Annotated in this window: 30 protein-coding genes; 14 read left to right on the top strand and 16 right to left on the bottom strand. The window is 53.7% G+C overall.

Annotated elements, in window-relative coordinates; all coding sequences use genetic code 11:
* Positions 1-184 precede the first annotated feature (184 nt).
* Positions 185-1,150 (top strand): lipoyl synthase, encoded by a 966-nt coding sequence (lipA, locus tag M8Q36_RS23460; RefSeq protein WP_200551574.1) that lies wholly within the window; start codon positions 185-187, stop codon positions 1,148-1,150.
* A gap of 69 nt (positions 1,151-1,219) precedes the next feature.
* Here the strand turns inward: lipA and tatE are convergent, their stop codons facing one another.
* A complete protein-coding gene (gene tatE / locus M8Q36_RS23465; protein ID WP_017455877.1) occupies positions 1,220-1,414 on the bottom strand; it encodes a twin-arginine translocase subunit TatE in 195 nt (64 codons plus the stop codon).
* Between the two features lie 127 nt (positions 1,415-1,541).
* Positions 1,542-2,330 (bottom strand): deaminated glutathione amidase, encoded by a 789-nt coding sequence (locus M8Q36_RS23470; RefSeq protein ID WP_249882553.1) that lies wholly within the window; start codon positions 2,328-2,330, stop codon positions 1,542-1,544.
* An 89-nt stretch (positions 2,331-2,419) separates the two neighbouring features.
* Between M8Q36_RS23470 and crcB the strand changes: the two genes are divergently transcribed.
* Positions 2,420-2,803, top strand: coding sequence for a fluoride efflux transporter CrcB (gene crcB / locus M8Q36_RS23475; protein ID WP_249882554.1), 384 nt, complete (start codon positions 2,420-2,422; stop codon positions 2,801-2,803).
* Positions 2,804-2,865: 62 nt separating this feature from the next.
* Here crcB and cspE read toward each other — a convergent pair whose 3' ends face one another.
* The 7 genes from cspE to M8Q36_RS23510 all read right to left on the bottom strand — a co-directional run bounded on the left by cspE (position 2,866) and on the right by M8Q36_RS23510 (position 10,655).
* Positions 2,866-3,075, bottom strand: a complete 210-nt coding sequence (gene cspE / locus M8Q36_RS23480) for a transcription antiterminator/RNA stability regulator CspE (RefSeq protein WP_007373839.1) — start codon at positions 3,073-3,075, stop codon at positions 2,866-2,868.
* 192 nt (positions 3,076-3,267) lie between these two features.
* Positions 3,268-3,798: a lipid IV(A) palmitoyltransferase PagP gene (pagP, locus tag M8Q36_RS23485; protein WP_249882843.1), complete on the bottom strand. Its 531-nt coding sequence runs from the start codon at positions 3,796-3,798 to the stop codon at positions 3,268-3,270.
* Between the two features lie 204 nt (positions 3,799-4,002).
* Positions 4,003-7,122: an efflux RND transporter permease subunit gene (locus M8Q36_RS23490; protein ID WP_249882555.1), complete on the bottom strand. Its 3,120-nt coding sequence runs from the start codon at positions 7,120-7,122 to the stop codon at positions 4,003-4,005.
* Positions 7,119-8,573: an efflux RND transporter periplasmic adaptor subunit gene (locus M8Q36_RS23495; RefSeq protein WP_249882556.1), complete on the bottom strand. Its 1,455-nt coding sequence runs from the start codon at positions 8,571-8,573 to the stop codon at positions 7,119-7,121. Before M8Q36_RS23495 ends, M8Q36_RS23490 begins: the two co-directional genes overlap by 4 nt.
* On the bottom strand, positions 8,573-9,826 hold the full coding sequence (locus M8Q36_RS23500) for a TolC family protein (RefSeq protein ID WP_249882557.1): 1,254 nt from the start codon (positions 9,824-9,826) through the stop codon (positions 8,573-8,575). The genes M8Q36_RS23495 and M8Q36_RS23500 overlap by 1 nt, the downstream gene beginning before the upstream one ends.
* A 12-nt stretch (positions 9,827-9,838) precedes the next feature.
* Complete coding sequence (locus M8Q36_RS23505; protein ID WP_249882558.1) at positions 9,839-10,189, bottom strand: copper-binding protein; 351 nt, start codon at positions 10,187-10,189, stop codon at positions 9,839-9,841.
* Between the two features lie 55 nt (positions 10,190-10,244).
* Complete coding sequence (locus M8Q36_RS23510; protein ID WP_249882559.1) at positions 10,245-10,655, bottom strand: DUF2946 domain-containing protein; 411 nt, start codon at positions 10,653-10,655, stop codon at positions 10,245-10,247.
* A gap of 346 nt (positions 10,656-11,001) precedes the next feature.
* Here M8Q36_RS23510 and dcuC point away from each other — a divergent pair, with 346 nt between their 5' ends.
* The 4 genes from dcuC to uspG all read left to right on the top strand — a co-directional run bounded on the left by dcuC (position 11,002) and on the right by uspG (position 14,406).
* A complete protein-coding gene (gene dcuC, locus M8Q36_RS23515; protein ID WP_097400594.1) occupies positions 11,002-12,378 on the top strand; it encodes an anaerobic C4-dicarboxylate transporter DcuC in 1,377 nt (458 codons plus the stop codon).
* A 97-nt stretch (positions 12,379-12,475) separates the two neighbouring features.
* Entirely contained in the window at positions 12,476-13,279 is an 804-nt protein-coding gene (gene rna, locus M8Q36_RS23520) for a ribonuclease I (protein WP_249882560.1), read from the top strand.
* Between the two features lie 138 nt (positions 13,280-13,417).
* Positions 13,418-13,828, top strand: coding sequence for a nucleoside diphosphate kinase regulator (gene rnk / locus M8Q36_RS23525; protein WP_249882561.1), 411 nt, complete (start codon positions 13,418-13,420; stop codon positions 13,826-13,828).
* Positions 13,829-13,977: 149 nt separating this feature from the next.
* Complete coding sequence (uspG, locus tag M8Q36_RS23530; protein ID WP_017455865.1) at positions 13,978-14,406, top strand: universal stress protein UspG; 429 nt, start codon at positions 13,978-13,980, stop codon at positions 14,404-14,406.
* Positions 14,407-14,487: 81 nt separating this feature from the next.
* Here uspG and ahpF read toward each other — a convergent pair whose 3' ends face one another.
* The gene (ahpF, locus tag M8Q36_RS23535) at positions 14,488-16,053 is read right to left on the bottom strand and encodes an alkyl hydroperoxide reductase subunit F (RefSeq protein WP_249882562.1); all 1,566 of its coding nucleotides are present in this window, start codon (positions 16,051-16,053) and stop codon (positions 14,488-14,490) included.
* A gap of 241 nt (positions 16,054-16,294) precedes the next feature.
* Positions 16,295-16,858 (bottom strand): alkyl hydroperoxide reductase subunit C, encoded by a 564-nt coding sequence (ahpC, locus tag M8Q36_RS23540; protein WP_002894394.1) that lies wholly within the window; start codon positions 16,856-16,858, stop codon positions 16,295-16,297.
* A 367-nt stretch (positions 16,859-17,225) separates the two neighbouring features.
* On the opposite strand from ahpC, the gene dsbG reads away from it, so the two are divergent.
* Entirely contained in the window at positions 17,226-17,972 is a 747-nt protein-coding gene (gene dsbG, locus M8Q36_RS23545; RefSeq protein WP_200551561.1) for a thiol:disulfide interchange protein DsbG, read from the top strand.
* Between the two features lie 39 nt (positions 17,973-18,011).
* Here dsbG and M8Q36_RS23550 read toward each other — a convergent pair whose 3' ends face one another.
* Complete coding sequence (locus tag M8Q36_RS23550; protein WP_249882563.1) at positions 18,012-19,172, bottom strand: pyridoxal phosphate-dependent aminotransferase; 1,161 nt, start codon at positions 19,170-19,172, stop codon at positions 18,012-18,014.
* Between the two features lie 116 nt (positions 19,173-19,288).
* On the opposite strand from M8Q36_RS23550, the gene M8Q36_RS23555 reads away from it, so the two are divergent.
* From M8Q36_RS23555 to M8Q36_RS23575, 5 genes are all read left to right on the top strand, one after another.
* Positions 19,289-19,903: a methylthioribulose 1-phosphate dehydratase gene (locus tag M8Q36_RS23555; RefSeq protein ID WP_045508930.1), complete on the top strand. Its 615-nt coding sequence runs from the start codon at positions 19,289-19,291 to the stop codon at positions 19,901-19,903.
* On the top strand, positions 19,900-20,589 hold the full coding sequence (gene mtnC / locus M8Q36_RS23560; protein ID WP_249882564.1) for an acireductone synthase: 690 nt from the start codon (positions 19,900-19,902) through the stop codon (positions 20,587-20,589). Before M8Q36_RS23555 ends, mtnC begins: the two co-directional genes overlap by 4 nt.
* On the top strand, positions 20,586-21,128 hold the full coding sequence (locus M8Q36_RS23565) for a 1,2-dihydroxy-3-keto-5-methylthiopentene dioxygenase (protein ID WP_249882565.1): 543 nt from the start codon (positions 20,586-20,588) through the stop codon (positions 21,126-21,128). The genes mtnC and M8Q36_RS23565 overlap by 4 nt, the downstream gene beginning before the upstream one ends.
* Before the next feature lie 407 nt (positions 21,129-21,535).
* Positions 21,536-21,805, top strand: coding sequence for a type II toxin-antitoxin system TacA family antitoxin (locus M8Q36_RS23570; RefSeq protein ID WP_249882566.1), 270 nt, complete (start codon positions 21,536-21,538; stop codon positions 21,803-21,805).
* A gap of 3 nt (positions 21,806-21,808) precedes the next feature.
* Complete coding sequence (locus M8Q36_RS23575) at positions 21,809-22,330, top strand: GNAT family N-acetyltransferase (protein ID WP_249882567.1); 522 nt, start codon at positions 21,809-21,811, stop codon at positions 22,328-22,330.
* Between the two features lie 21 nt (positions 22,331-22,351).
* On the opposite strand, the gene M8Q36_RS23580 is transcribed toward M8Q36_RS23575, so the two are convergent.
* The gene (locus M8Q36_RS23580; protein ID WP_249882568.1) at positions 22,352-22,579 is read right to left on the bottom strand and encodes a helix-turn-helix domain-containing protein; all 228 of its coding nucleotides are present in this window, start codon (positions 22,577-22,579) and stop codon (positions 22,352-22,354) included.
* Between the two features lie 218 nt (positions 22,580-22,797).
* Here M8Q36_RS23580 and M8Q36_RS23585 point away from each other — a divergent pair, with 218 nt between their 5' ends.
* Complete coding sequence (locus M8Q36_RS23585; RefSeq protein WP_249882569.1) at positions 22,798-23,370, top strand: DUF1349 domain-containing protein; 573 nt, start codon at positions 22,798-22,800, stop codon at positions 23,368-23,370.
* Between the two features lie 463 nt (positions 23,371-23,833).
* The gene (locus M8Q36_RS23590) at positions 23,834-25,372 is read left to right on the top strand and encodes a methyl-accepting chemotaxis protein (RefSeq protein ID WP_249882570.1); all 1,539 of its coding nucleotides are present in this window, start codon (positions 23,834-23,836) and stop codon (positions 25,370-25,372) included.
* A 36-nt stretch (positions 25,373-25,408) separates the two neighbouring features.
* On the opposite strand, the gene M8Q36_RS23595 is transcribed toward M8Q36_RS23590, so the two are convergent.
* Genes M8Q36_RS23595 through M8Q36_RS23605 form a run of 3 tightly spaced genes read right to left on the bottom strand, consistent with a single transcriptional unit; the run spans position 25,409 to position 26,150 of the window.
* Positions 25,409-25,546 (bottom strand): hypothetical protein, encoded by a 138-nt coding sequence (locus tag M8Q36_RS23595; protein ID WP_249882571.1) that lies wholly within the window; start codon positions 25,544-25,546, stop codon positions 25,409-25,411.
* Positions 25,543-25,815: a MafI family immunity protein gene (locus M8Q36_RS23600; protein ID WP_249882572.1), complete on the bottom strand. Its 273-nt coding sequence runs from the start codon at positions 25,813-25,815 to the stop codon at positions 25,543-25,545. Before M8Q36_RS23600 ends, M8Q36_RS23595 begins: the two co-directional genes overlap by 4 nt.
* The gene (locus M8Q36_RS23605) at positions 25,815-26,150 is read right to left on the bottom strand and encodes an SdpI family protein (RefSeq protein WP_249882573.1); all 336 of its coding nucleotides are present in this window, start codon (positions 26,148-26,150) and stop codon (positions 25,815-25,817) included. Before M8Q36_RS23605 ends, M8Q36_RS23600 begins: the two co-directional genes overlap by 1 nt.
* Positions 26,151-26,268: the final 118 nt, after the last annotated feature.

The raw sequence follows: 26,268 nt of genomic DNA on the forward strand, positions 1-26,268 counted from the left end.
TAACCCTTATTGGGCATTCGGCACAAAACAACAACTATTTTACAAATTGCCCCGTTGTCAGGCTGCTTTCTATCCCCCATCAATGGTATACTGCACGCAACTTAATTCAAAAATAGTTGATAAATACAACGTCCATTTGAATTGAAATGCTTACTTCGTTATCCGCAACTGGAACACGCACGCTATGAGTAAACCCATTGTGATGGAACGCGGTGTTAAGTACCGCGATGCCGATAAAATGGCGCTTATCCCGGTTAAAAATGTGGCGACAGAGCGCGAAGCCCTGTTAAGAAAACCGGAATGGATGAAAATCAAACTCCCGGCCGACTCTTCCCGTATCCAGGGTATTAAAGCAGCCATGCGTAAAAATGGGCTGCACTCTGTGTGCGAAGAGGCTTCCTGCCCGAACCTTGCTGAGTGTTTCAACCACGGTACGGCAACCTTTATGATCCTTGGCGCTATCTGCACGCGCCGTTGCCCATTCTGCGATGTGGCACATGGCCGCCCTGTGGCACCGGATGCCAACGAGCCGCAAAAACTGGCGCAAACCATTGCTGATATGGCGCTGCGTTATGTGGTTATCACCTCTGTAGACCGTGACGATTTGCGTGATGGCGGTGCTCAGCATTTTGCTGATTGCATTACCGCCATCCGCGAAAAAAGCCCATCGATCAAAATCGAAACGCTGGTGCCAGATTTCCGTGGCCGCATGGATCGTGCGCTGGATATCCTCACCGCCACGCCGCCGGATGTGTTTAACCACAACCTGGAGAACGTGCCGCGTGTTTACCGCCAGGTTCGCCCGGGCGCAGATTACAACTGGTCGCTGAAACTTCTGGAGCGTTTTAAAGAAGCGCATCCGGAAATCCCGACGAAATCAGGCTTGATGGTTGGCTTAGGCGAAACCAACGCAGAGATCATCGAGGTCATGCGCGATCTGCGCCGTCACGGCGTGACGATGCTGACGCTGGGCCAATATTTACAGCCAAGCCGCCACCACCTGCCTGTACAGCGCTATGTCAGCCCGGATGAGTTTGACGAAATGAAAGAGGAAGCGCTGGCGATGGGCTTTACCCATGCAGCCTGTGGCCCGTTCGTTCGTTCCTCTTACCATGCAGATCTGCAGGCAAAAGGCATTGAAGTGAAGTAACACTTGCTTACACTGCAAACAAAAAAACCGGCTTCTGCGCCGGTTTTTTTTCGCCTGTCAAAGCCGCTGTTACTCTTTGTGAGAGAGTTTTTCTGCTGTGACTTCGTCAGCTTTTTTCGCTGCATCATCATCATTCATGGCTTTTTTAAAGCCTTTGATGGCTGCGCCCAGGTCACCGCCGAGCGTACGCAATTTTTTGGTTCCAAACAGCAGAACAACCAGTGCGGCCACAACCAGCAGTTTGGTAATACTAATCTCACCCATAGATACCTTCTTTCGTAAAACAGGCTACATAAAACGCCATTATAACCAGACTTCATTAACGGTCATTCGGCGCGCGCACACAATAGCAATGTGTAACGAGATGAATCAAGTGTTGTTTAAAAAAACATCACAATAAATGCGGTACAGCGAAACGACGATTGCGTAACACCGGCAGTTTCTCGCGCGTCTGCGCCACGCGTTCAGACGTGACTTCAGCGAAAATCAGCTGTGGCGCTTCTGCTGCCGCCGCAACCGTCACGCCCTGCGGATCAACAACCCGGCTCTGCCCGATATTCTTATTGCCGCATTCGCCGGTCGCGACAATATAACATGTTGTGTCCAGCGCCCTTGCTGATAGCAGCGTCGCCCAGTGCTGTTCCTTGAGCGGACCACGTACCCAGGCGGCAGGCAACACCAGCAGTTCAGCCCCCTGCAGCGCCAGCAACAACGCCAGTTCCGGGAAACGCAAATCGTAGCACGTCATCAACCCGACCTTCATGCCCTCCACATCAATCAACGGAGGAATATCGTGCCCGGCGTCCACTCGCAGCGACTCCTGCATATTGAAGGCGTCATACAAATGCAGCTTGGCATACTGCGCGATCACCTCTCCACCGCGCAATACCACCAGCGTATTAACTGCCCTGCCTTCGGTTGACGGAACATGCACCGTCAACACCGTCGTCAACGCGTTACGCTGGCTCTCCGTACGCAACAGGCTCAGAAAGCCGCCATCCAGCCTCTGCGCCGATTTGACCGAAAGGTGGGGGTCGGCATCATCTCTTGCCAGTAATGCCTCTGGCAGCACCAGCAGCGACGCCTGACGCGCTGCCGCCTGTGCCATCAACGCAACACATGTCTGCGCATTGGTCCGCCAGTCTGGCGTGACCGCAAATTGCCCGGCTGCAACAATCATCTATAGTCCTCTCGCTTCGTCGCGATAGCCAGAAAATAGCCGCGACGCTAAACTCAACACTCTAACAAATCAAATAGCAGGATCTCACGGTGTTACAACTTCTTTTAGCGGTATTTATTGGCGGTGGAACCGGCAGCGTCGCGCGTTGGATGTTAAGCATGAAACTTAATCCGGCACATCAGGCAATTCCTGTTGGTACGCTCACCGCCAACCTGCTTGGCGCGTTTATTATCGGTATGGGTTTAGCGTGGTTCAATCGTATGACGCACATCGAGCCCGTCTGGAAAGTGCTGTTAACCACCGGCTTTTGTGGTGGGCTGACGACCTTTTCTACCTTTTCCGCTGAAGTGGTGTTTTTGTTACAGGAGGGGCGAATTAACTGGGCGCTGCTGAATGTGGCGGTAAACCTGCTGGGTTCGTTTGCCATGACGGCATTGGCGTTTTGGTTGTTTACCTCGGTTAACGCAAATTGAAAGCATAAAAAAACCCGCCTTACGGCGGGTTTTGGAATTCTTACTGTACGTACGTAGCTGAATTAAACAGGCATTACGTTCGCAGCAGATGGGCCTTTGGCACCGTTAGTGATTTCAAACTCAACGCGCTGGCCTTCAGCCAGGGTTTTGAAACCATTGCTCTGGATTGCAGAGAAGTGTACGAACACGTCTTTGCTGCCATCTTCCGGAGTAATGAAACCGAATCCTTTGGATTCATTAAACCACTTAACGTTACCTTTAATCTTAGACATCAAAATTACCTTTACATGAAAAATCGACACAAATGCTGTGTCGGGTATCAGTACAACAATTGTGACGACTTTTGTCCAGTCGTTATTCGTGAAAAAGTGATAAATGTCGCTAACTTTTTTGCAAAAGTGAGTTTATTCCGCATTTTAGGCAATGATTAAAATTTGCACACCGCGTTAACACCGCATTTGCAGTTAAAACTGAAAGCGCATCCAGGCAAAGTAAACGTTACCGTTGTTGTAGGTGCCCGGAATGTAGGTCATCTGGAAGGTCGCCGGACCATAGCCGATAGATGCCAGCGGCAACAACACCGGAATAGGAATGTACTTCCAGTTATCACGCGCGGTAAACCCGGCCGTATAACCCAATCCCAGACGGAAATTATCATCTGCCAGCGGGCGCCATGTTTTTTCCCACCCGTAGCCGCCAATCGGCTCCCATTTGTTAAATGAATCTTTAAATGCCATCAGATAGAGGCCATGCCAGTTCCCTTTTTCGTCCCAGCGTGACTGACCAAAACCCGCGCCCCACGGACGTTCGTTATAGCGGTCCGTTTTTTCCTTGTCATAGGCGAAACGCGCATGCCAGGTGATAGCAGGAACATAGAGATCATAATGCTCTGGCTGCTGCCAGGTTTGCTTCACATTGTCAGTAAAACTCGAGAACCAGGAGTTCTCTGCAGCAACTGCTGTGGTAACCACCGAAAACGGACAAAACAAAGACAAAAAAATAGCTAAAAACTTCTTATTTACAGACACCGTATTTATTCCATATTACGCAACGACGTTTATTCTTGGGCATGTTATCTGAATAGTTCCTTAACGAGATCGGATTAATTCTGAAAAAACCTACGGAATAATCGCAGTATTTACCTCACTTAACATAGAATAGGGTTAGCTGCGCCCCATCACAGGGGCGCAAAAAAACGACTAACGTTTGCGATGCAGTAAGAAATAAACCGCCGGAATAACCAACATCGACAGCAAGGGTGCCGTTATCATGCCGCCAATCATGGGAGCGGCGATACGGCTCATCACCTCCGAACCGCTGCCACCGCCCCACATAATGGGAAGCAGCCCTGCCATAATCGTCGCAACCGTCATTACCTTTGGCCGCACGCGGAGTACCGCACCTTCATGGATCGCCTGTAGCAACACCTTATTCCCCCCATCCGGTTCACGTGTGCGATATTTCTGAAGTGCATGATTAAGATAGAGCACCATAATAACGCCGAACTCCGCCGCCACCCCGGCCAGAGCAATAAAGCCTACGGCTCCCGCAACTGACAAATTATATCCCAGCAGCCACAATAACCAGACACCGCCAATCAACGAGAATGGCAATGTCCCCATTATTAACAGGGCATCAGATATACGCTTAAAGGTAATAAATAGCAGGACGAAGATAATCATTAGCGTAACCGGCAAAACGATTTTCAATTTTGCCGTGGCGCGTTCCAGATATTCAAACTGTCCGGACCACGAAAGCGTTACCCCTTGCGGCAGTTTCACCTGCTGTGCCACCCGCTGCTGCATCTCATCCACTGCCGATTTCAAATCGCGACCGCGCAGGTCAACGTATATCCAGTTCGAGAGGCGCGCGTTCTCGCTTTTCAGCATCGGCGGCCCCTCTTTCACCACGATATCCGCCAGTTCACCTAACGCGATCTGGCTGCCATTTTCGGTGATCACCGGCAATTTACGCAAATCATCGACGTTATCCCGTATTTCTCGCGGGTAACGTACATTGACAGGATACCGCTCCCGCCCCTGCAGCACTTCGCCAATATTTTCCCCACCAACCAGCGTAGAGACCAGCGACTGCAACTCTTTTACCGACACACCATAGCGCGCGGCTTGCTGCCGGTTAATGTTGATATCGACGTAGCGCCCCCCCGCCAGACGCTCGGCCAGTGCCGATGTTACGCCTGGCACTGTTTTCACCACCTGCTCGATTTGCTGCGCCACACGTTCAATATCAGCAATATTATTGCCGTTCACCTTAATCCCCACCGGGCTTTTAATCCCGGTTGCCAGCATATCCAGGCGGTTACGGATAGGTGGCACCCAGACATTGGCGATGCCCGGTACGTTGACCGTTTTATCCAGTTCCTCCACCAGTTTTTCCGGCGTCATCCATGCTCGCCACTGGTCACGTGGCTTAAAGCGAATGGTGGTTTCCACCATGGTCAACGGCGCGGGATCGGTTGCACTCTCCGCTCTGCCGGCCTTACCAAATACGCTCGCCACTTCCGGCACGCTTTTAATCAGCCGGTCGGTTTGCTGCAATAAACGCCCGGCTTCGCGCGCAGAGATCCCCGGCAACGTCGACGGCATATACAGCAAATCGCCTTCGTTAAGCGGCGGCATAAACTCACTGCCCAACCGGCTCAACGGCCATAACGTTGCCAGCAACAACAGCAGTGCCACCGCCAGCGTCGCTTTCGGCCACGCCAGCACTTTATCCAGCAGCGGCTCATACATGCGGATCAGGAAACGGTTAATGGGGTTGGCTTTCTCATCAGGAATTTTGCCGCGAATAAACAAGCCCATCAGCACCGGCACCAGCGTGATACCCAGCCCGGCTGCTACTGCCATCGCCCAGCTCTTGGTGAACGCCAGCGGCGAGAACATACGCCCTTCCTGCGCTTCCAGTGAAAATACCGGAATAAACGACAAGGTGATAATCAGCAGGCTGCAAAACAGAGCAGGTCCCACTTCGACTGCCGCCTGTTCTGAAAAATGCCAGTAATCCGCACCGGTCGGCTGGCGGTCAGGGTTATCGTGCCGCCACTGCTCCATCACTTTGTGCATGTTCTCAATCATCACAATGGCCGCATCCACCATTGCGCCGATAGCAATCGCAATCCCGCCAAGAGACATGATATTGGCGTTGATGCCCTGGTAATGCATGACGATAAACGCGCCGAGGATCCCCAGCGGCAGTGACACAATTGCCACTAATGCCGAACGGAAATGGAACAGGAACAGCGTGCAAACCAGCGCAACAACGATAAATTCCTCAATCAATTTATGCGTCAGCGTTTCAACCGCGCTCTCAATCAGCGTCGAGCGATCGTAGACCGGCACGATCGCCACACCGTCGGGCAGCGTTTTTTGCACCTCACTGAGTTTCGCTTTCACCGCATGAATGGTATCGAGCGCGTTTTTGCCATAACGCATAACGATAATGCCGCCCGCGACTTCGCCTTCGCCATTATATTCCGCTACGCCACGGCGCAGTTCCGGCCCAAGGCGCACCGTCGCCACATCGGAAAGCATCACCGGCACACCGTCCCGGCTGGCAATGACTATCTGGCGAAAATCTGCCAGTTGCCGCAGGTAACCGGTGGTGCGCACCATAAATTCGGCTTCTCCCATCTCCAGCAGCGCACCGCCGCTCTCCTGGTTCGCCGCCTGCACAGCGCTGACTATCTGTTCATGGGTAATATTCAGCGCCCGCATTTTCGCGGGATCCGGCACAACCTGATATTGCCGAACCATACCGCCAACACTTGCCACTTCCGCAACGTTCGGCACGGTTTTAAGTTCAAATTTCAGCGTCCAGTCCTGCAACGCGCGCAAATCCGCCAGATTATGTTTACCGCTGCGATCCACCAGCGCGTACTCATAAATCCAGCCCACACCGGTTGCATCCGGCCCTAACCCAACGTTCACGCCCGCAGGCAATGAAGACTGGATTTGGCTTAAGTTCTCCAGCACACGAGAACGCGCCCAGTAGAGATCGGTATCATCATCAAAGAGCACATAGACATAGGCATCGCCAAACATCGAATAGCCGCGCACCGTTTTCGCCCCCGGCACGGAAAGCATGGCGGTAGTCAACGGATAAGTCACTTGATCTTCAATAAGTTGCGGCGCTTTACCCGGATAGCTGGCACGAATAATCACCTGTACATCGGAGAGATCCGGCAGAGCATCCAGCGGCGCGCGCTGGATTGACCAAATCCCCCAGCCGGTGAGCACCAGCGCGGCCAGCAGAATTAACAAGCGGTTACGCAGCGAGGCGCGAATCACGGCAGCAATCATTTCATCGTCTCCTGCGTGGGCATCAGATGAGTAATGACAGCACCCTGCTCGTCATCGAGCGTAAAGCTGAACATCACCTTATCGCCCACTTTGATGGCGGGTTCAGGCTGCTTAAGCACGAAATCCATTGTCATCGCGCCCCAGTTCAGCGCCGGGATCGGCTGGTGCGATAACGTGATGCTGCCCGCCTCAATCGCTTTCACCACCCCGGTTGATTCGTAAGTCTGCACGTTCTTCACCGCCGCCTGCGGTGTCTGTTGCTGCGGCAGAGCACTGCGCAGGCTCGCTTCCGAATCGATCAGGAACTGGCCGGACGTCACAACGTTATCGCCCTCTTGCAACCCGGACAGCACTTCGGTCCAGCCCTGTGCCGTACGCCCGGTGGTGACATTAACCGCCTGGAAATGACCGTCCCCCGTCGCCAGTAACACGCGGCTTGCCGCACCGGTTTCAATCAGCGCCTCTTCCGGAATAGCCAGCACGTCAGGCTGCTGCGCCGAAGCAGGCTGCGTGACGGTCAGGAACATGCCGGGTTTGAGTTTTTGCTGCGGGTTATCCAGCACGATGCGGGCTTTCAGCGTCCGGGTGGTGGTTTCAAGCTGCGGCAACAACTCACTGACGCGGCCATGAAACTGCTCGCCCGGCCAGCTGCCAGATGTGGCAATGATTTCGCTACCCGCAGTAAGTGCCTGCGCCTGGCTTTGCGGGTAATCGACCACCAGCCAGACAGGATCAAGGCTCGCCAGCTCAAAGAGAACTTGCGTAGCGGCAACTTGCGCGCCTTCACGGGAATCAAGTTTCACCACATAGCCGTCGCGATCGGCGCGCAGCGTGAGCCGGGTTTGCGGTTTCCCGCTACGCTCAACCGCGCGAATAATGGCATCCGGCATAAACTGCAACGCCAGCCGCTCACGGGCTGCACGCGTCAGTTCACCATCGCCCAACTGGCGCACCGCCAGATACTCCTGCTGCGCCGTTGTCCATTGCGGGATCCACAGTTGCGCCAGCGCTTCGCCTTTTTTCACCCACTGTTGCGGCGCGCGGACAAACAGTTTTTCCACCACGCCCGCCGCCGGAGACGGCACGCTCTGAATGCTGCGCTCATCGGTGGTTACCGTGGCAAAGGCGGAAAACGCGTCAGCAAGCGCGCGTTTTTCCACTTTCGCCGTGGTCATCCCCAGGTTTTGCTGCTGTTGCGCACTGACGCTGACGCCACCGCTGGCAGGTGTTTCATCGGCATAACGTGGCACCAACGGCATATCCATAAACGGGGATTTACCCGGCTTGTCAAAACGCTGATCCGGCACCATTGGATCGTACCAGTAGAGCACTTTTCGTTGCGGCGTCGGCTCGCCGGAAGCCGCAGGCGCACTGTGCTGGCGACCGGTGAAATACCCAACGCCCGCCGCCAGGCAAGCCGCAATCACGACGGCTAAAATCGTTTTTTTCATTACCTTAACTCCTGCGGGATCAGCCAGCGGATTGCGGCCCATTTCTGCGCCATCTCTTTTTCGGCCTGGTTCGCGGCCAGTTCGCTATCGAGCACATTACGCCGGGCCTCCAGTAACGCGGAGAGATCCGACTGCCCGGAACGGTATTGCGCCGCCAGTAACGTGGCACGCTGGCGAACCAGCGGCAGCACCTCGTCACGCTGGCGCATCCACAGGGTTTGCGCAGCGTTATATTCAGCAATGAGTGAATGCAGCTGTGCGGCGTGATCGCGCTCAGCCAGCGCCAACTGGTCGTTAGCCTGCATAGTGCGGGAAACATCAGCGGCGTGATCTTTATCCTGACGGTGCGACTGGAACAGCGGCAGATCGACGGTAAACATCACCCCAGCCATATCTTCATACCCTTCGGCGCGGCGTCCGTACCACACTTCCACCTCGACATCCGGAATAGCGGCAATGGCGGATTCGGCGGAACGGGCTTTCGCGCTGTTAGCCATACTGGCCGCAGCGATAATGTCCGGATGCTGCGCGATGCCCTGCTCCAGCGTTTTTTCATCCGCAGGCAGACGTTGATACCGTGGAAGCTCGCCGGAAACGGCACTCACATCCTCGCCAGTCAACTGCGCCAGGCGAGTTTGCGCCAGGTGCACATCGCGTTCGGCGAGCGTGAGCTTGTCGCGCATTGCACTCAGGCCAACCCGGAAAGCCAGCACGCTGTCAGGTGCAGCATTGCCCGCTCCCACGCTGGCGCGCTGAGCGCCCTGCTGGCGTTCGGTTTCTGCCAGCAGTTTGCGCGCGGTCTGTAACGCCTGTTGTGAAAGCGCTAAGTCGAGCCACGCCTGGGCGGTGTCGCGCTGTAAATTGGCGCGTACGACGGCAGATTTGGCGCTAACACTTTGCGCTTCAGCTAACAACGTATCGGCTTTACGATCGCGTTTTTCGGCGCTGACATACTGCTGCATGATCCCGATCCGCTGCATCGTCATCCCTTCGCGGGTTAAACGGCGATCGTTGTTGCCCTGTACCGGGACGTTTTCAATACCGAATTTCAGCTTCGGGTCGGGTAACTGGCGGGCAGAATCTGCCATCGCATCCAGCGCCTGCGCTTCGTTGCGGTTAGCGGAAAGTTCGGCGGAATAGCGCTCAGCGGCGGCAAGGGTTTGCGTCAGCGTCAGTGACTCCGCCTGCGCGGCGGAGCACATCAGTCCAAGCAACACCCCACCGAGCCGCAGGCTCAGCGAGTAACGTTTCATTGTTGCCCCCGGTTAGCGTTGCGGCGTTAATGAAACGAGCTGATAACCGTTTTCGCTTTGCACAAAGCTGAACTCGACCTTATCGCCCACGTTCACCGGTGCAAACGTGCTGCCTTTGGCCAGGGCAAACTGCATGGTCATTGGCGGCCAGTTCAGCGCGGGAATAGCGTGATGGGCAATAGAAATCGCATCGGGGGTAATTTTCTTGATAACGCCCTGGCTTTGATAGGTCTGCGCTTGTGCGTGCATGGCACCATGCGAAGACATATCGTGCATGCCGTGCATTACGGGCATATCTTCCGCGTGAGCGGCAAGGGAGAAAAACAGCACGCCAGAGAGCATGCAAAGAAGAGAAGAACGCATAATAAAACTCCTGTTAGACAATGAAATTAATAAAATTCAATGCATTAACAGGTTTTTATTCACGGAACCGGCAAAAACGAATCGTTGCCGGCGGGCCTATCGCGGGAGGGGGTAACGACCATCCGTCATGCGTAACGGAGACACAAACTGGTTCCGCGACCGCCAGCGTCAGCGAAACGGGCAGCGCCACCAGTGAAGCGTGATCGGTGTCTTTTTGCGCCAGATCCGGCACACAATGTTTTTCGCACAGCGGCGTTTTCATCATGTCCATTTGCGGCGCACTGTCGGGCATCGCCATTCGATGGTCCATATGCTGAACCATCACATTTTCACCCTGCACGCTTAAATCACAGTTATGCGAAGCAATTGCTACCTGGCTTTGAATCAGCAGCCAACCAAACGCCAAAATCAGCATCAACAGATGCCGCTTAATAAAGCGCAATCGGTATAGCCAGCCTGCGTGCATAACGTCGCCATGGGTGAAAGGAAAGTAACGGCGAGTATAAGCAGCATTATTTTTAATTTTAAAGCGTTTTTTAACTAATTTACGCCCGGAAATAAAGCGCAACCGAAACCGTTAAATTCATTAACTTATCAGCACCTTTTAAATAACAAATTTATCATTTCCTATTAATCCCAATTATTACTTAAGCAGTATTAATTAAGTGGGGTGATAACAAATTGACGCGATTATTCGCTCAACACATCGCTTTGTTGATTTTAATCATCTACCCGCTGGCTATTATTCGGCACATTGCGTTGCCAGTTTTTTTACTTACTTTTTATTCAGGTCAACCTCCGGGGCCAACAACATGTTATTAACACTCATTGAACTGCTGATAGGCGTGGTGGTGATTGTCGGCGTGGCGCGCTACATCATCAAAGGCTACTCCGCCACCGGCGTGCTGTTTGTCGGCGGTCTGGCGCTATTAATTGTCAGCGCGCTGATGGGCCACAAAATATTACCAGGCAGCGCCACCAGCACTGGCTATAGCGCTACCGATATTGTCGAATACATTAAAATCCTGCTGATGAGTCGTGGTGGCGATCTCGGCATGATGATCATGATGCTATGCGGGTTTGCCGCTTATATGACCCACATCGGCGCCAATGACATGGTGGTGAAGCTGGCTTCGCGCCCGCTGCGCTTTATCAACTCGCCTTACCTGCTGATGATTGCCGCCTATTTTGTCGCTTGCCTGATGTCGCTGGCGGTCTCTTCCGCAACCGGCCTTGGCGTGCTGTTGATGGCAACCCTGTTCCCGGTGATGGTCAACGTCGGTATCAGCCGTGGTGCGGCGGCAGCCATTTGTGCTTCTCCGGCAGCAATCATTCTTTCGCCCACCTCCGGTGACGTAGTGCTGGCCGCGAAAGCCGCAGAGATGCCGCTTATCGACTTCGCGTTTAAAACCACCCTGCCCATCTCTATCGCAGCGATTATTGCCATGGCGATTGCCCACTTTTTCTGGCAGCGCTACCTGGATAAAAAAGAGCATATCGTCAGCGAAATGCTGGATGTGAAAGACATCACCACCAACGCGCCCACCTTCTACGCCATTCTGCCGTTTACGCCGATTATCGGCGTGCTGATTTTCGACGGCAAATGGGGCCCGGAACTGCATATCATCACCATTCTGGTGATTTGCATGTTGCTGGCGGCCGTGCTGGAATTTTTACGTGGTTTCAATACACAAAACGTCTTTTCCGGGCTGGAAGTAGCTTATCGCGGTATGGCTGACGCGTTTGCTGGTGTGGTGATGTTGCTGGTCGCCGCCGGGGTTTTCGCCCAGGGCTTAAGCACCATTGGCTTTATCCAGAGCCTGATTTCGATTGCCACCTCGTTCGGTTCAGCGAGCATTATTTTGATGCTGGTGCTAGTCACGCTGACCATGCTGGCGGCAATGACCACCGGTTCCGGTAACGCGCCGTTCTACGCCTTTGTCGAGATGATCCCGAAACTGGCGCACGAATCCGGTATCAACCCGGCGTACCTGTCGATTCCAATGTTGCAGGCGTCCAATCTTGGTCGCACCATCTCTCCGGTTTCCGGTGTGGTGGTTGCCGTGGCAGGGATGGCGAACATATCCCCGTTTGAAGTGGTAAAACGGACTTCGGTACCAGTGATCGTCGGTCTGATTGTGGTGATCATCGCCACCGAAGTATTAGTCCCGGGTGTCGCAGTACATTAATTTATAAATACCATTTATGAAAAAGCGCCTGCCCGGCGCTTTTTTTATGGTTTAATAACGCATGGCAATTACCCGGATACATCCATCAGGAACCGATATGTTTATAAAGGGATTCTTCACCTGCGCAAGCCTTGTCGCAACGCTGTTCTCCGTCGCTTATGCCGCACCGCTCAAGCCCACACAGTATGGTGACTTTGACCGCTATGTTCTGGCGCTCTCCTGGCAAACCGGTTTTTGCCAGAGCCTGCACGCGCAAGGTCGCAATGAGCCCGATGAGTGCCGGCCGCAAAAAGAACCCGCCAACAAAGCCGATTATCTGACCGTGCATGGTCTGTGGCCTGGCCTGCCGAAATCCATCGCCGCGCGCGGCGTCGACGATCGCCGCTGGATGCGCTTCGGCTGCGCCACGCGTCCGATTCCAAACATGCCGGAAGCGAAAGCCAGCCAGAAATGCGCCGCGGCGGAAACCGGCTTGTCGCTGGAAGTCGCCAATAAACTCAACGCCGTGATGCCGGGCGCGGGCAGTACCACCTGCCTTGAGCGTTATGAATATGCCAAGCACGGCGTCTGTTTTGGCTTCGATCCGGACGACTATTTCGGCGCGATGGTACGCCTGGACACGGAAATCAAACAGAGCGCGCTCGGCCAGTTTCTGGCGGAAAACTACGGGAAAACCGTCACCCGTGACGCATTCAACGCCGCCGTCGCGAAAGCGTATGGCGATCAAAGCGTAAAAGCGGTGAAACTGACCTGTAGCGGCAACCCGGCGTGGCTGACGGAAATGCAGATCGCCATCAAAGCCGGGGCGATAAATGCACCGCTCGCAGCCACCTCTTTGCTGCCGCAACCGCATCCCGGCAATTGCGGAAACAGCTTCGTGATTGATAAAGCGGGCTACTGATAAATCATAATTCCGGCAAATGTGCGCGGCATCACTTCACAGCGCGCTGCCGTGTCAGTATCATCCCCTTTAGACAAACCCTCGCTGCCAGTCGGCGAGGGTTTTTCTTTGGATCAATCACCTGACATGGAGTACCAGATGTCCAGACCTGCCATTATCATTAATGAGCGAGACGCCGAGCGCCTCGACCGTCTGCTTGAGCAGCCCGCTCACGCTAACCTGCCGGTCGCGGATGCGCTAAATGAAGAGTTGGATCGCGCCCAGATGTGCGCGCCAGAAGCGATGCCACACGATGTGGTGACAATGAACAGCACGGTAAAATTTCGTGAGCTGAAAAGCGGTGAAGAGCGCGTGCGCACGCTGGTTTATCCGGCGAATGTGACCGACAGCGCCAGCCAGCTTTCGGTGCTTGCGCCTGTCGGCGCAGCGCTACTGGGTTTGCGCGTTGGCGATACCATTCACTGGGAACTGCCGGGCGGCACCAGCACCGACCTTGAAGTACTCGAACTGCTGTACCAGCCCGAAGCCGCAGGCGATTTCATGCGCTAAGCCCCGCCCTGCGTTGTTATGCAGAGGATGCGCCCGCATCCTCTTTCCGTTCCCGCCCGTTTATTCTTCAGATTTGCCATCCAGGCAGCAAAATATTCCTCCCGTTTATGATTCAATCAGAAGGACATAATCTACAGGGAGAAACGTTTATGTATCAGACAATCATTATGCCGGTCGATGTTTTCGAAATGGAGTTAAGCGACAAAGCCGTGCGTCACGCTGAATTTCTCGCTCAGAGTGAAGGCGTTATCCATCTTTTGCATGTTTTACCCGCCTCCGCCAGCCTGAGTCTGCACCGTTTCGCCGCTGATATACGCCGTTTCGAAGAGCATCTGCATCAGGAAGCGCAAACACGCCTTAGTACCATGATCACGCACTTTCACATTGATTCTTCACGCATTCATGTTCATGTCCGTTCAGGGAACGTGCGCGATGTGGTCAATGAGTTAGCCGAAGAGTTGAATGCTGATATGGTGGTGATTGCCTCGCGCAATCCGTCCATCTCCACCCACCTGCTCGGCTCGAACGCCGCGAATATCGTGCGCCACGCGCACATTCCGGTGCTGGTGGTGAGATAAAGACGCGCAGGCGTAAAAAAAAGAGGCTACCAACGGTAGCCTCTTTACATTTGCAGGTATTGTTTACTTTCTTATTTTTGCTTACGCAGTTTTCGTGCGGATAAGGTAGTCAAAGGAACTCAGAGAGGCTTTGGCACCTTCACCCGTGGCAATAATGATCTGTTTGTACGGCACCGTGGTGCAGTCACCGGCGGCAAACACGCCTTTCACGCTGGTTTCGCATTTCGCGTCGATAATAATTTCGCCCATGCGGTTGCGCTCAATCGCGCCTTCCAGCCAGGTGGTGTTCGGCAGCAGACCAATCTGCACAAAAATCCCCGCCAGCGCCACGCTGTGAACATCGCCGCTCACACGATCGCGGTACTCAAGACCGGTCACTTTGCTGCCGTCGCCTTTCACTTCGGTAGTTTGCGCATTCAGAATAATGTCGACGTTTTTCAGGCTGCGCACTTTGTCCTGCAACACCTGGTCAGCTTTCATCTCCGGGGCGAATTCAAGCAATGTTACGTGCTCGACAATCCCCGCCAGATCGATAGCCGCTTCCACTCCGGAGTTACCGCCGCCGATCACCGCCACGCGCTTGCCTTTAAACAGCGGGCCGTCGCAGTGCGGGCAGTAAGTCACACCTTTGGTGCGGTATTGATCTTCGCCCGGCACATTCATGTTGCGCCATTTCGCGCCAGTGGCAATGATAATGCTGCGCGCTTTCAGTACCGCGCCGGACGCGGTTTCAATCTGGTGCAGACCGCCTTCCACCGCAGCCGGAACCAGTTTGCTGGCGCTCTGGCTGTCAATCACGTCGACGTTGTAATCCGAGACGTGTGCTTTCAGCGCACCCGCCAGTTTCTGGCCTTCTGTTTTCGGCACAGAAATGTAGTTTTCAATATCCACGGTATCCAGTACCTGGCCGCCGAAACGCTCGCCCATCAGGCCGGTACGAATGCCTTTACGCGCTGAGTAAACCGCCGCCGCCGCACCTGCCGGGCCGGAACCGACAATCAGCACATCGTAAGCGTCACGCTTGTTCAGCTCTTCCGCCGCGCGTTTTTCCGCACCGGTATCAATTTTGGCGACAATTTCGCTCAGCGTCATACGCCCCTGGCCGAACTCCTGGCCGTTAACGAACACGGCCGGCACCCCCATCACGTTACGATCGGTGATTTCGTTCTGGAACGTACCGCCATCAATCGCCGTATGTTTGATACGCGGGTTCAGCACCGCCATCAGGTTCAGCGCCTGCACCACGTCCGGGCAGTTATGGCAGGAGAGCGAATAGTAGGTTTCAAACTCAAAGTCGCCGTCGAGATCGCGAATCTGCTCCAGCAGAGTCTGCGCCTCTTTTGACGGATGACCACCGGTCCACAGCAGCGCCAGCACCAGAGAAGTAAATTCGTGACCCAGCGGCGAACCGGCAAAACGCGGGCCATTGTGCGAGCCAGGGTTGGTAATCAGGAACGACGGTTTACGCACCGCCAGGCTGTTGTCTTCTTTAAAGGAGACCTTGTCTGACAGTTCAGCGATTTCGCCCAGCAGTTCTTTGATCTCTGTCGATTTCGCGCTGTCGTCCAGCGTAGCAATCAGCTCAACAGGTTTGGTGAGTTTCTCAAGATAGGCTTTGAGCTGGGTTTTCATAGTAGTGTCGAGCATAACGTTCTCCCTAAAAACATCATCATGCAAGCCGAATTGTTTAAGGCTGCATCAATGCAACTTGCATCATGGTGCTGAATAAAACGGGCACCCAAAAGTACCCGTTTGCCAGATAATTTCCCCAGTATTTCGCGCCAGAGCAAGGCGGCTAGCCTGAGCGCCCCCGGGAGCTTACACCAGTAAGTGACCGGGGCGAGCAGGCGACGCCAACGCCGCTATGGCGTGAAAGACGACAGGAAATTTAGATTTTACCAACCAGATCCAGGGACGGAGCCAGCGTCGCTTCACCCTCTTTCCATTTCGCCGGGCACACTTCACCTGGGTGAGAAGCCACGTACTGTGCTGCTTTGATTTTACGCAGCAGGTCAGATGCGTCGCGGCCGATGCCTTCAGCGGTGACTTCGATAGCCTGGATGATGCCCTGCGGGTCAACAACGAAGGTGGCGCGATCGGCCAGACCTTCATCTTCACGCATGTTGTCGAAGTTACGGGTCAGGGCGCCAGTCGGGTCGCCGATCATCGCGTATTTGATTTTCGCGATGGTTTCGGAGCTGCTGTGCCACGCTTTGTGGGTGAAGTGGGTATCGGTGGAAACAGAGTAAACGTCCACGCCCAGTTTCTGCAGCTCTTCGTAGTGGTCAGCCACGTCGCCCAGTTCAGTCGGGCATACGAAGGTGAAGTCAGCCGGGTAGAAGAAGAAGACGCTCCAGCGGCCTTCGGTATCTTTCTCGGTTACTTCGATGAACTCACCGTTTTTGAACGCCTGGTTTTTAAAAGGTTTAATCTTGGTATTAATTAAGGACATCTATACTTCCTCCGTGTTTTCGTTGGGGTGTAAGTTAACGAACTTCGATTGATTGAGCCAATGCGTTTGCTTTATCAAATCAATAAGTGTTAGCTAACAACCCGCAACGAGCAACCTTGTGAACGGCTGAATTGCCAAAAGTAAAAAGGCCACCGCGACGGGTGGCCTCGATACCTGAAATACCCGTGGGTAACTTCAGCGCCAGCAAGCTGGCTTTGCGTTGCGCTCATAACCTGTTGGTCATCAAGCGTTGTTGATTACACCACTGCGGGCACGTGAGGACAATGCCTTGCCCGGCGATCTTACCGATGGTTGTGATAGGTTTTCTCTACCCTTGCTCTTTCCCACTGTTTTTATAAGGATTTTTATGCTCAAGCGCCTGTTAATGCTGACCCTGCTCCCGCTGACTCTGCACGCCGAAGAACTGCCCGCGCCGGTAAAAGCCATTGAAAAACAAGGCATCACCATTATCAAATCCTTTGACGCACCGGGCGGCATGAAAGGCTATCTCGGTAAATATCAGGAAATGGGCGTCACCATTTATGTCACGCCGGACGGCAAACACGCTATCTCCGGCTACATGTACGACGATGCAGGCACCAACCTGAGCGAAAAGCTGATCGCCAAAGAGATTTACGCCCCGGCAGGCCGTGCGCTGTGGCAGCAGATGGAAAAAGCCGACTGGCTGCTGGATGGCAAAAAAGAGGCACCGCGCGTGGTGTACGTTTTTGCCGACCCGTATTGCCCGTACTGCAAACAGTTCTGGCAGCAGGCGCGCCCGTGGGTGGAGTCCGGCAAAGTGCAGATCCGCACGTTGCTGGTTGGCGTGATCAAACCGGAAAGCCCGGCGGCCGCGGCAGCGATTATGAGCGCAAAAGATCCGGCGAAAAGCTGGCACGACTTTGAGCAGTCGAACGGCAAAATGGCGCTGACGTTACCGAAAAGCGTACCGCCGGAAATGATGAAAAAGCTCAACATCAACCAGAAAATTATGGACGATCTCGGTGCGAACGCCACGCCGGCCATTTACTACATGAATGAAGACAATGTGTTGCAGCAGGAAGTCGGTTTGCCGGACGCGGAAAAACTGAACACGATTATGGGCGAGAAATAAAGCAGTCACGGCGGCGCAGGCAGCACCGCCGTTAACCTGTTACAGCTTACACAGTCGCTCTGCCGCCGCCAGCAGCGTCGATTCCTGTTTCGCGAAGCACAGACGAATCAGCTTGTGCGGGAAAGGATCGGCGCAGAACACCGACAGCGGGATCGCCGCCACGCCCACCTCTTTGGTCAGCCACTGGCAAAAACTCACATCATCCAGATCGGAAATCGCGCTGTAATCCGCCAACAGGAAGTAGGTGCCTTCACACGGCAGAATCTCCAGCTTGCTGCGGCTGAGCGCATTGACCAGCACATCGCGCCGCGCGCGGTAAAACTCCGGTAGCTCACGATAATGTTCCGGCGCGGCGCGCAGCATATCCGCCAGCGCCAGTTGCGCCGGAGTATTCACCGAGAACGTCAGATACTGATGAACCTTGCGCAGCTCCGCGCTGATGGCGGCAGGCGCTACGCAGTAGCCCACTTTCCAGCCGGTCATGTGGTAGGTTTTGCCAAATGACGACACCGCCACCGCCCGCTCGCGCAGTTGCGGATGCGCCAGCACGCTGGCATGGCCCTCTTCGGCAAAACAGATGTGCTCGTAGACTTCATCGCTCAGCACATAGATTTCGCGTTCGGCAATCGCCTGCCACAAGGCAGCGAAATCCGCCTTTTGCCACACCGTCGCCGACGGGTTGTGCGGCGTGTTCAAAATCACCAGCCGCGTGCGATCGCTGAGCAGCCCCGCAAACTGCTGCCAGTCGACGCGAAAATGCGGCGGTGGCAGCGCAATGCGTTTCAGCACCCCGCCGGAAAGCTCGACCGCAGGCGCATAGCTGTCGTAGCTCGGATCAAAACAGATAACTTCATCACCCTGGCGCACCAGCGCGGTGATCGCCGCGTACAGCGCTTCTGTCGCCCCGGCGGTAACGGTAATGTCCGTATTCACGTCCGGTTTATGGCCGTACAGCTCGGCTGTTTTATCGGCAATCGCTTCGCGTAGCTCCTGCACACCGGTCATCGGCGCGTACTGATTCGCCCCCTGCGCCACATGAAACGCCAGCCGCTCCTGCAAATAGCGCGGGCCGTCGAAATCCGGGAAGCCTTGCGACAGATTAATCGCCTGGTGCTGCTGCGCCAGGGCGCTCATTTGCGTAAAGATGGTGGTGCCAAGCGCGGGAAGTTTACTTTGTGGAATCAGTGCGTTATTGCTCATTATTATCTGCCTGCTTGTTATACGCGTGTTGCCGCCACTATAACACGATGCTAGTATTTGGCAATCAAGACGCTTAGACGTCTATACGATAACAATATTCCTTATAAGGAAGGGTGATGACAGACAACCTGCAACTCCAACAACTCGTTGCCGCTTGCCACTGGATAGGTGCGAAAGGCTGGGCACCCGCCACCGGCGGGAATATGTCCGTGCGCCAGGACGCCGACTGGTGCTGGCTGAGCGAATCCGGCAAAGACAAAGGCAGCCTGACCACGGCGGATTTTTTGCAGGTGTCGATTGCCGATAACCATGCCCCTTCCGGTCGTAAACCCTCGGCGGAAACTGGTCTGCACACCTTGATTTACCGCCTCTACCCGCAGGCCAACGCAGTGCTGCACGTACACACTGTGAACGCGACGGTGCTGTCTCGGGTAGAGAAATCCCCTGCCCTGCTGCTGAACGGTTTTGAGATGCAAAAATCCCTGAGCGGCCAGACCACGCACCTGGACACCGTGCCGGTGGCCATTTTCGACAACGACCAGGATATCGACGCGCTGGCGGCTCGCATCGCCGACTATGCGCAGACCCATCCGCTGCGCTATGGTTTTCTGCTGCGTGGCCACGGGCTAACCTGCTGGGGGCGCGATGTCGCCGAAGCCCGCCGCCACCTGGAAGGGCTGGAGTTTTTATTTGAATGCGAAATGCAGCGTCGCCTGCTGGAGAGACCATGATCCGCGCTATCGTTACCGATATTGAAGGCACCACCAGTGATATCCGTTTTGTGCATAACGTCCTGTTCCCTTACGCCCGCGAGCGCCTGGCAGCGTTTGTCACGGCGGAGCAGTACAACGAGCCGGTGAGCACCATCCTGGAAAATCTGCGGGAAGAGATCGCCCAGCCACAAGCCAGCACCGCCGAACTGATTGAGGTGCTGTTTGCTTTTATGGATGAAGATCGCAAATCAACGGCGCTGAAAGCGTTGCAGGGCATCATCTGGCGCGACGGTTATGTGAACGGCGATTTCAAAGGCCACCTTTACCCGGACGTGTTGCCCCAGCTTGAGAAATGGAAAGCACAGGGTATTGATCTGTATGTATATTCCTCTGGCTCGGTGGCGGCGCAAAAACTGTTATTTGGCTACAGCGACGAAGGTGATATTACTCCTCTGTTCAGCGGGTATTTCGACACGCTGGTTGGCGCGAAACGCGACGTGCAATCGTATAGCAATATTGCGACGCAGATTGGGCTGCCGCCCGCGTCCATTTTGTTCCTCTCCGATATTCACCAGGAGCTGGACGCCGCCGAAGCGGCAGGTTTTCGCACCACGCAACTGATTCGCGGCGATGATGACGCAGCCAGCCATCATTACCAGGTTCCCTCTTTCAGCAACATTAAGCCGGAGCAGATCCCTTCATGAGCGCACTGACGATTTACACCGATACCGATGCCGGCACGCCGGTGTGGCACAGCACCGACGCCGCAGAGATCCAGCAAAAACTGAACGCCAAAGGTGTGCGTTTTGAACGCTGGCAGGCCGACCGCGATCTCGGCACAAACCCGACACCGGAGACGGTGATCACCGCTTATCAGCACGCCATCGACAAACTGGTGGCCGAGAAAGGTTATCAGAGCTGGGATGTGATCAGCCTGCGCGCCGACAACCCGCAGAAAGAGGCGATGCGCGCCAAATTCCTTAACGAACACACGCATGGTGAAGATGAAGTGCGCTTCTTTGTGGAAGGCGCGGGCTTGTTTTGCCTGCACATCGGCAGTGACGTTTACCAGGTGCTGTGCGAGAAAAACGACCTGATTTCCGTCCCCGCCGGAACCCCGCACTGGTTTGATATGGGCTCCGAGCCGAACTTCACGGCGATCAGGATTTTTGATAACCCAGAGGGCTGGATCGCGCAGTTTACCGGCAGTGAAATTGCGGACGGGTATCCGCGGTTGGCGTGATAATAAGGCTCCTTTTGGAGCCCTATTTTTAGATTTTCATGGTGGCTATCTAACCTCCATACAGGCATCTAAAGGATTACTTTTCTGTATATCACGTCGATCCCATTCCCAACGCAGCAACCGCTTGCTACACCCTGCTTTGTTGGCGCGCCATCTTCTTTCATCGCATCAAATGACTGAACGGAAAATCGACGCAGAAGAGTATCTGATCTAACCCCACAAGGCTCCCGTTAGCGCTTTTGGGAGCCTGCTCGGTTTTTCGTTTTCCACGCCTTGCGATGAGCCCCCATTTTGCGTTGCAATTCGCGCTGTCCAATCTTATCTTTATGTACGGATTAAATCCGTACATAAACTGACAAGATTATTGGTAGATCTGCATAAAGCAGGCTGCCAGGGAGAGTAACACTATGCCCGCACTGAAAAAGCAGCGCATCGATCTGCGATTGACCGACGAGGATAAAAAAATGATCGAAGAAGCGGCGGCAATGACCAACCAGACGATCACCCAATTTCTGGTGAGCAGCGCCTCGGAACATGCCGCAGAAGTCATTGAACAGCATCGCCGTCTGGTTCTGAATGAAGCGTCATGGAACCGGGTGATGGACGCTATCGAAAACCCACCCGCACCGAACGACAAGCTTAAACGCGCCGCAAAACGTCTGCAAAACAGGGAGTGAATCGTGGACAAGCTGACCATTGAGATGTTCTCAGGAGAGACAGAGTATGAAACGGGTGGTTTTGATTGTGGTGAGATCTCGCTCAACACCTTTTTAACTCAGCATCTCAAGCGCCAGCACAACGGAAAAATTTTACGCGCCTATATCCTGCAAACAGTTGCCTCCAGGCCGCGCGTTTTCGGTTATTACACGTTGTCGGGCGGGAGTTTCGAGAAAGAGCAACTGCCAACGAAAACGCAGCAAAAAAAGCTGCCTTACCGCACTGTTCCGTGCGTGATGTTAGGTCGTCTGGCTATCGATAAATCACTCCAGGGAAACGGCTGGGGAGAAATGCTGGTCGCGCATGCCATGCAAGTGGTTTACCGCGCCTCACTTGCCGTCGGTGTCCATGGGTTATTTGTTGAGGCGCTCACTGACAATGCCAAAAAATTTTATGAAAAACTGGGCTTCATTCCGTTAGCCGATGGTAATCAGCATTCGCTGTTCTATCCGACAAAATCTATTGAGCGCCTGTTCGAAGAGTGAACGCTCTCCAGCCATAGCGAATTACCCTATCCCCTTCACTATCTCCTCTGGCTCCAGCCCTATCAGTCTCGCCAGGTGGACAAATTCCACCACATCCAGCCTTCTCTCGCCTTGCTCGATTTTGGCGATAAAGGATTGTGGGCGACCTAGCACTTCGGCAAGTTTCGCCTGCGTGATATCCCTTGTTTTGCGAGCTTTTTTAAGCGCCGTGATAACGCGTCGGTACTCTTGCGCATAGACAGTTGTCATTTGCCACACTCCTTTTCACACTTTCGAAACGGCTTCTTCCTGTCTCTTTTGCATCGCAACACTTGCTATCTGTTAACGCTACCTCATTACTCCCCGCCGCGCCTTTCTTGCCGCCAAACATTTGTGATCCCTGCGTAATAGACCGCACCACCCACTGGCAATCTCCCCCGCCACCAGCGACACTCTGTAAGCCGCCAGCACAGATAAAGGAGCGAAACATGACGGGTGATTTTTACTGGATTAACGAACCGCAGCAGTGGCGTGAAACGCAGGGCAAAATGGAAGTGGTCACGGATGGCAGCACCGATTTCTGGCGCAAGACCTGGTACGGGTTTGAGCGCTTCAGCGGCCACGGTTTTGTGCGTGATGTGACGGGTGATTTCACCTTTCAGGTGCGGATTCAGGCGCGGTTTTCCGAGCTGTATGACCAGGCGGGTGTGTTGTTGGTCGCCGACGAGCAGAACTGGCTAAAAGCCGGGATCGAGTTCAACGATGGCGCGCCCGCCATCGGCAGCGTGCTGACACAAGGTTATTCGGACTGGGCGACCGGTATTTTTGCGGGTGACGCGGGCGATTTCTGGCTGCGCCTGAGCCGCAAAGGCGACGCGCTGCGGCTGCAATACTCCACCGATGGGCGCGTCTGGCCACTGCTGCGCTTGTGCCATTTTCCCCACTCGCGTTGCGCCGTTGGCGTGATGTGCTGCACGCCGGAACGAGCAGGGCTGGAAGTCGCGTTTTCAGAAATGGCGCTCACGCCGTTGCTGGAGAAAGATCTGCACGACTTGAGCTAGTTTCGCCATGCTTCCACCGGGGATCACCGTTTCGTTTCCCATCCGGTGACAACCTGCAACACAGGCGACCGAACGAGAAGTACATACGTTTCGGTTGCCAGAACACGGAAAGCTCGCACACCGTTAGAAATATCGCTTCTCTAATTATTTCCCTCATAAGTAATTTGCTTTGCTACATGATATTTCAGCGCAGCTAAATGATGCCACTAAATATCGGAAACAAATACAGGATATATTACTTAATCAATTACAATCCAACATGAATATATTATATAAACCCGGCAACCTATCTTTTATTAAAAAGCTTACCGATTGTATTTTATGGGCATTTTTAACGTATGTTAACTGGCTAACTAAAAAACAAAACCCCACCTCTCTTTTTATTCATTTCGCTATGAAGGTTTCACTTTAGTCGCCGATAAAAATAGTGTTCCCCCGGATATGGAAAGTACCTGAGGCTATTATGACCATTCTTAAGAAATTATTAGTCGTGTTTGCTATTACATTTGTTGCCATGATTGTGCTCGGTGGTCTTAGCATCCGGGCATTAGATAATGCGCAATCACGTTTCGATTACGTTGTTGAAAATAGTTTACCGAGTATCAGTAAGCTCAGCGAAGCAGTACAACACCGCGAAGAAGCCCGCCGGCAGATCCTGATGTCCCTGCTGATAAACGATGAAGCCGTGTTCACCAAACATATGGCGCAAGCGAAAGATGAGTTAAATAAAACCAATGAGATATTTAAATATTATCGCGAGCAACTTATTAGCGATGATATTGATGGTCAGTTATTGAAAAAAACGCAGGATTCCTTTGATGACTATCTGCAAAAAGCAGAATCGATGGTCGGCGTTTATCACAGCGAAGGTATTGAAGCAGCACGCAAAATGGTGTCGGATGGCGGTATTACTGCTAATGCCTCTGTTGCGCTTAGCGCCAATTTAAAAGAGATGCTGGTACATAATTATAATATCGCGCAAAAGTATGCCGAAAATAACCATACGCAATATATCAATACCTTCTGGTTACTGGTCGGAACCATTATCTTTTTACTGGTGTTAATTGGCGTATTCGCTTCTACGATCCTGACTTATTTAAATAAAGGTTTAAAAAGTCTGCAAAATAGCATGGGAACCATCAGCAGCACGCTGGATTTGACCGTCAAAGTGGATCTCAATAAAAAAGATGAACTTGGCGCAACCGCTGCCAGTTTTAATAATCTGGTGGACAAAATCCGCGAAGTATTAAGCAGCGTGAAAGACGCCAGCAACGAGGTGGATGTCGCGGCAAGCGAAATCGCCAAAAGCAATGATGATCTGTCGTCACGTACCGAATCACAGGCCTCGTCGCTGGAGCAAACCGCCGCCAGCATGAACCAATTGTCGGCCACGGTTCGGCACAATATGGACAACGCCAAAGAGGCAAATGCCTTTATTGGCCGCGTGCAAACCATGGTCAATGAAAGCCATCGTGAGCTGAGTTCACTGCAAAGATCCATCGACGATATTTCAGCTTCTTCGGCGAAAATCTCTGAAATCACCGACATTATCGATGGCATCGCCTTCCAGACCAACATCCTTGCGCTCAACGCAGCGGTGGAAGCTGCCCGTGCCGGTGAGCAGGGTAAAGGCTTTGCCGTGGTCGCCGGTGAGGTGCGTTCGTTGTCGCAACGCTCGTCTGTAGCGGCGCGCGATATTCGCGGCTTAATCGACGAGGCGATTAAAAATGTCGGTCAGGGCGTCAGCTATGCCGCCAACGTGACTACGCGGATGAACGAGGCGCTGGGCGCGGTTGATGAGACCACGGTGCTGATAAACCAGGTAAATAACTCTTCAACCGAACAGAGCCACGGTATTGATCAGGTTAACGTGACGGTCAGCCAGATGGAGGGCAACTTGCAGCAGAACGCCGCGATGGTTGAAGAGATGGCCACTGCCGCGAACTCGCTCAGCCACCAGGCCGGTAAACTGCTTAACGATGTGAATGCCTTTAAGTTGTAACAACGGATGCCGGGAGGCGCTCGTGTTTCCCGGCTTTTACAGTAAGCCTAATGCTTCAGGTAAATGGCTAACAAACGCGGTGTTATCGGTCGGATAGTGTGGTGATCTCTCATTAAACATCGCCGCCAGGCGATGTTTGGCCTCCGCGTTAAGCCATGCCTGATAACGCATCACGCCTCTGCGCCTGGATCTTTCACGATCAGCGCTTTCATATCTTCAAGGCTGCCAGCGCCCCATTTCATCTTCATCTGGTGAAAAATGTCCACCGCGAGGCGGTACTCCTCTTCGCTGATGGGCGCGTCTTCTTCGACGATATAATCGCAGATTGTTTCAAACGCTAAGCCGCTTTCACCGAAATCGACGTACTCAATGGCAAAGCGCAGTTTCTCTGCATTAACGCGGCCAGCAAAACGCGCACCAAAGGTTTTAATGCATTCGCGCATTACGATCCTCTCTTCTCCCGCGATTCGTTGACCAGCGCGCAAACCACCGGCACAGATACCGCCAGCAAAAACAGCATGATGCTGATCATTGCGTTACTCGCGTTTTCACGCCAGTTACCAAGCAGCGCCGAAAGCAGAAAAAATCCCACACCGCAGAGCAGCATCACCTTGCCAAAAAGGCGGTTCGCCCGATACCAGGCCGTGTCATCCCGCAAGGTTAACGCGGTGCGCACACCGTAAAAACGATTGGGTTTAATACGTTGTCGCACCAGCGGAATGGCAACCATCATTAACACCAGCATCCCAACGCTGAGGAAGAGAAAGATGTCGTTCATTGCAAGCTCCTTATGCTGAGCAGACACACATTCAGGACGTTTGTTGTGGCAAAACATCATGTTCCCGACAACGGAATAAAGCAACGGCTATCCCTTGAACGGGATAGCGCAGTTTTTT

Source organism: Kosakonia sp. R1.Fl (assembly GCF_023516815.1).
GTDB lineage: Bacteria > Pseudomonadota > Gammaproteobacteria > Enterobacterales > Enterobacteriaceae > Kosakonia.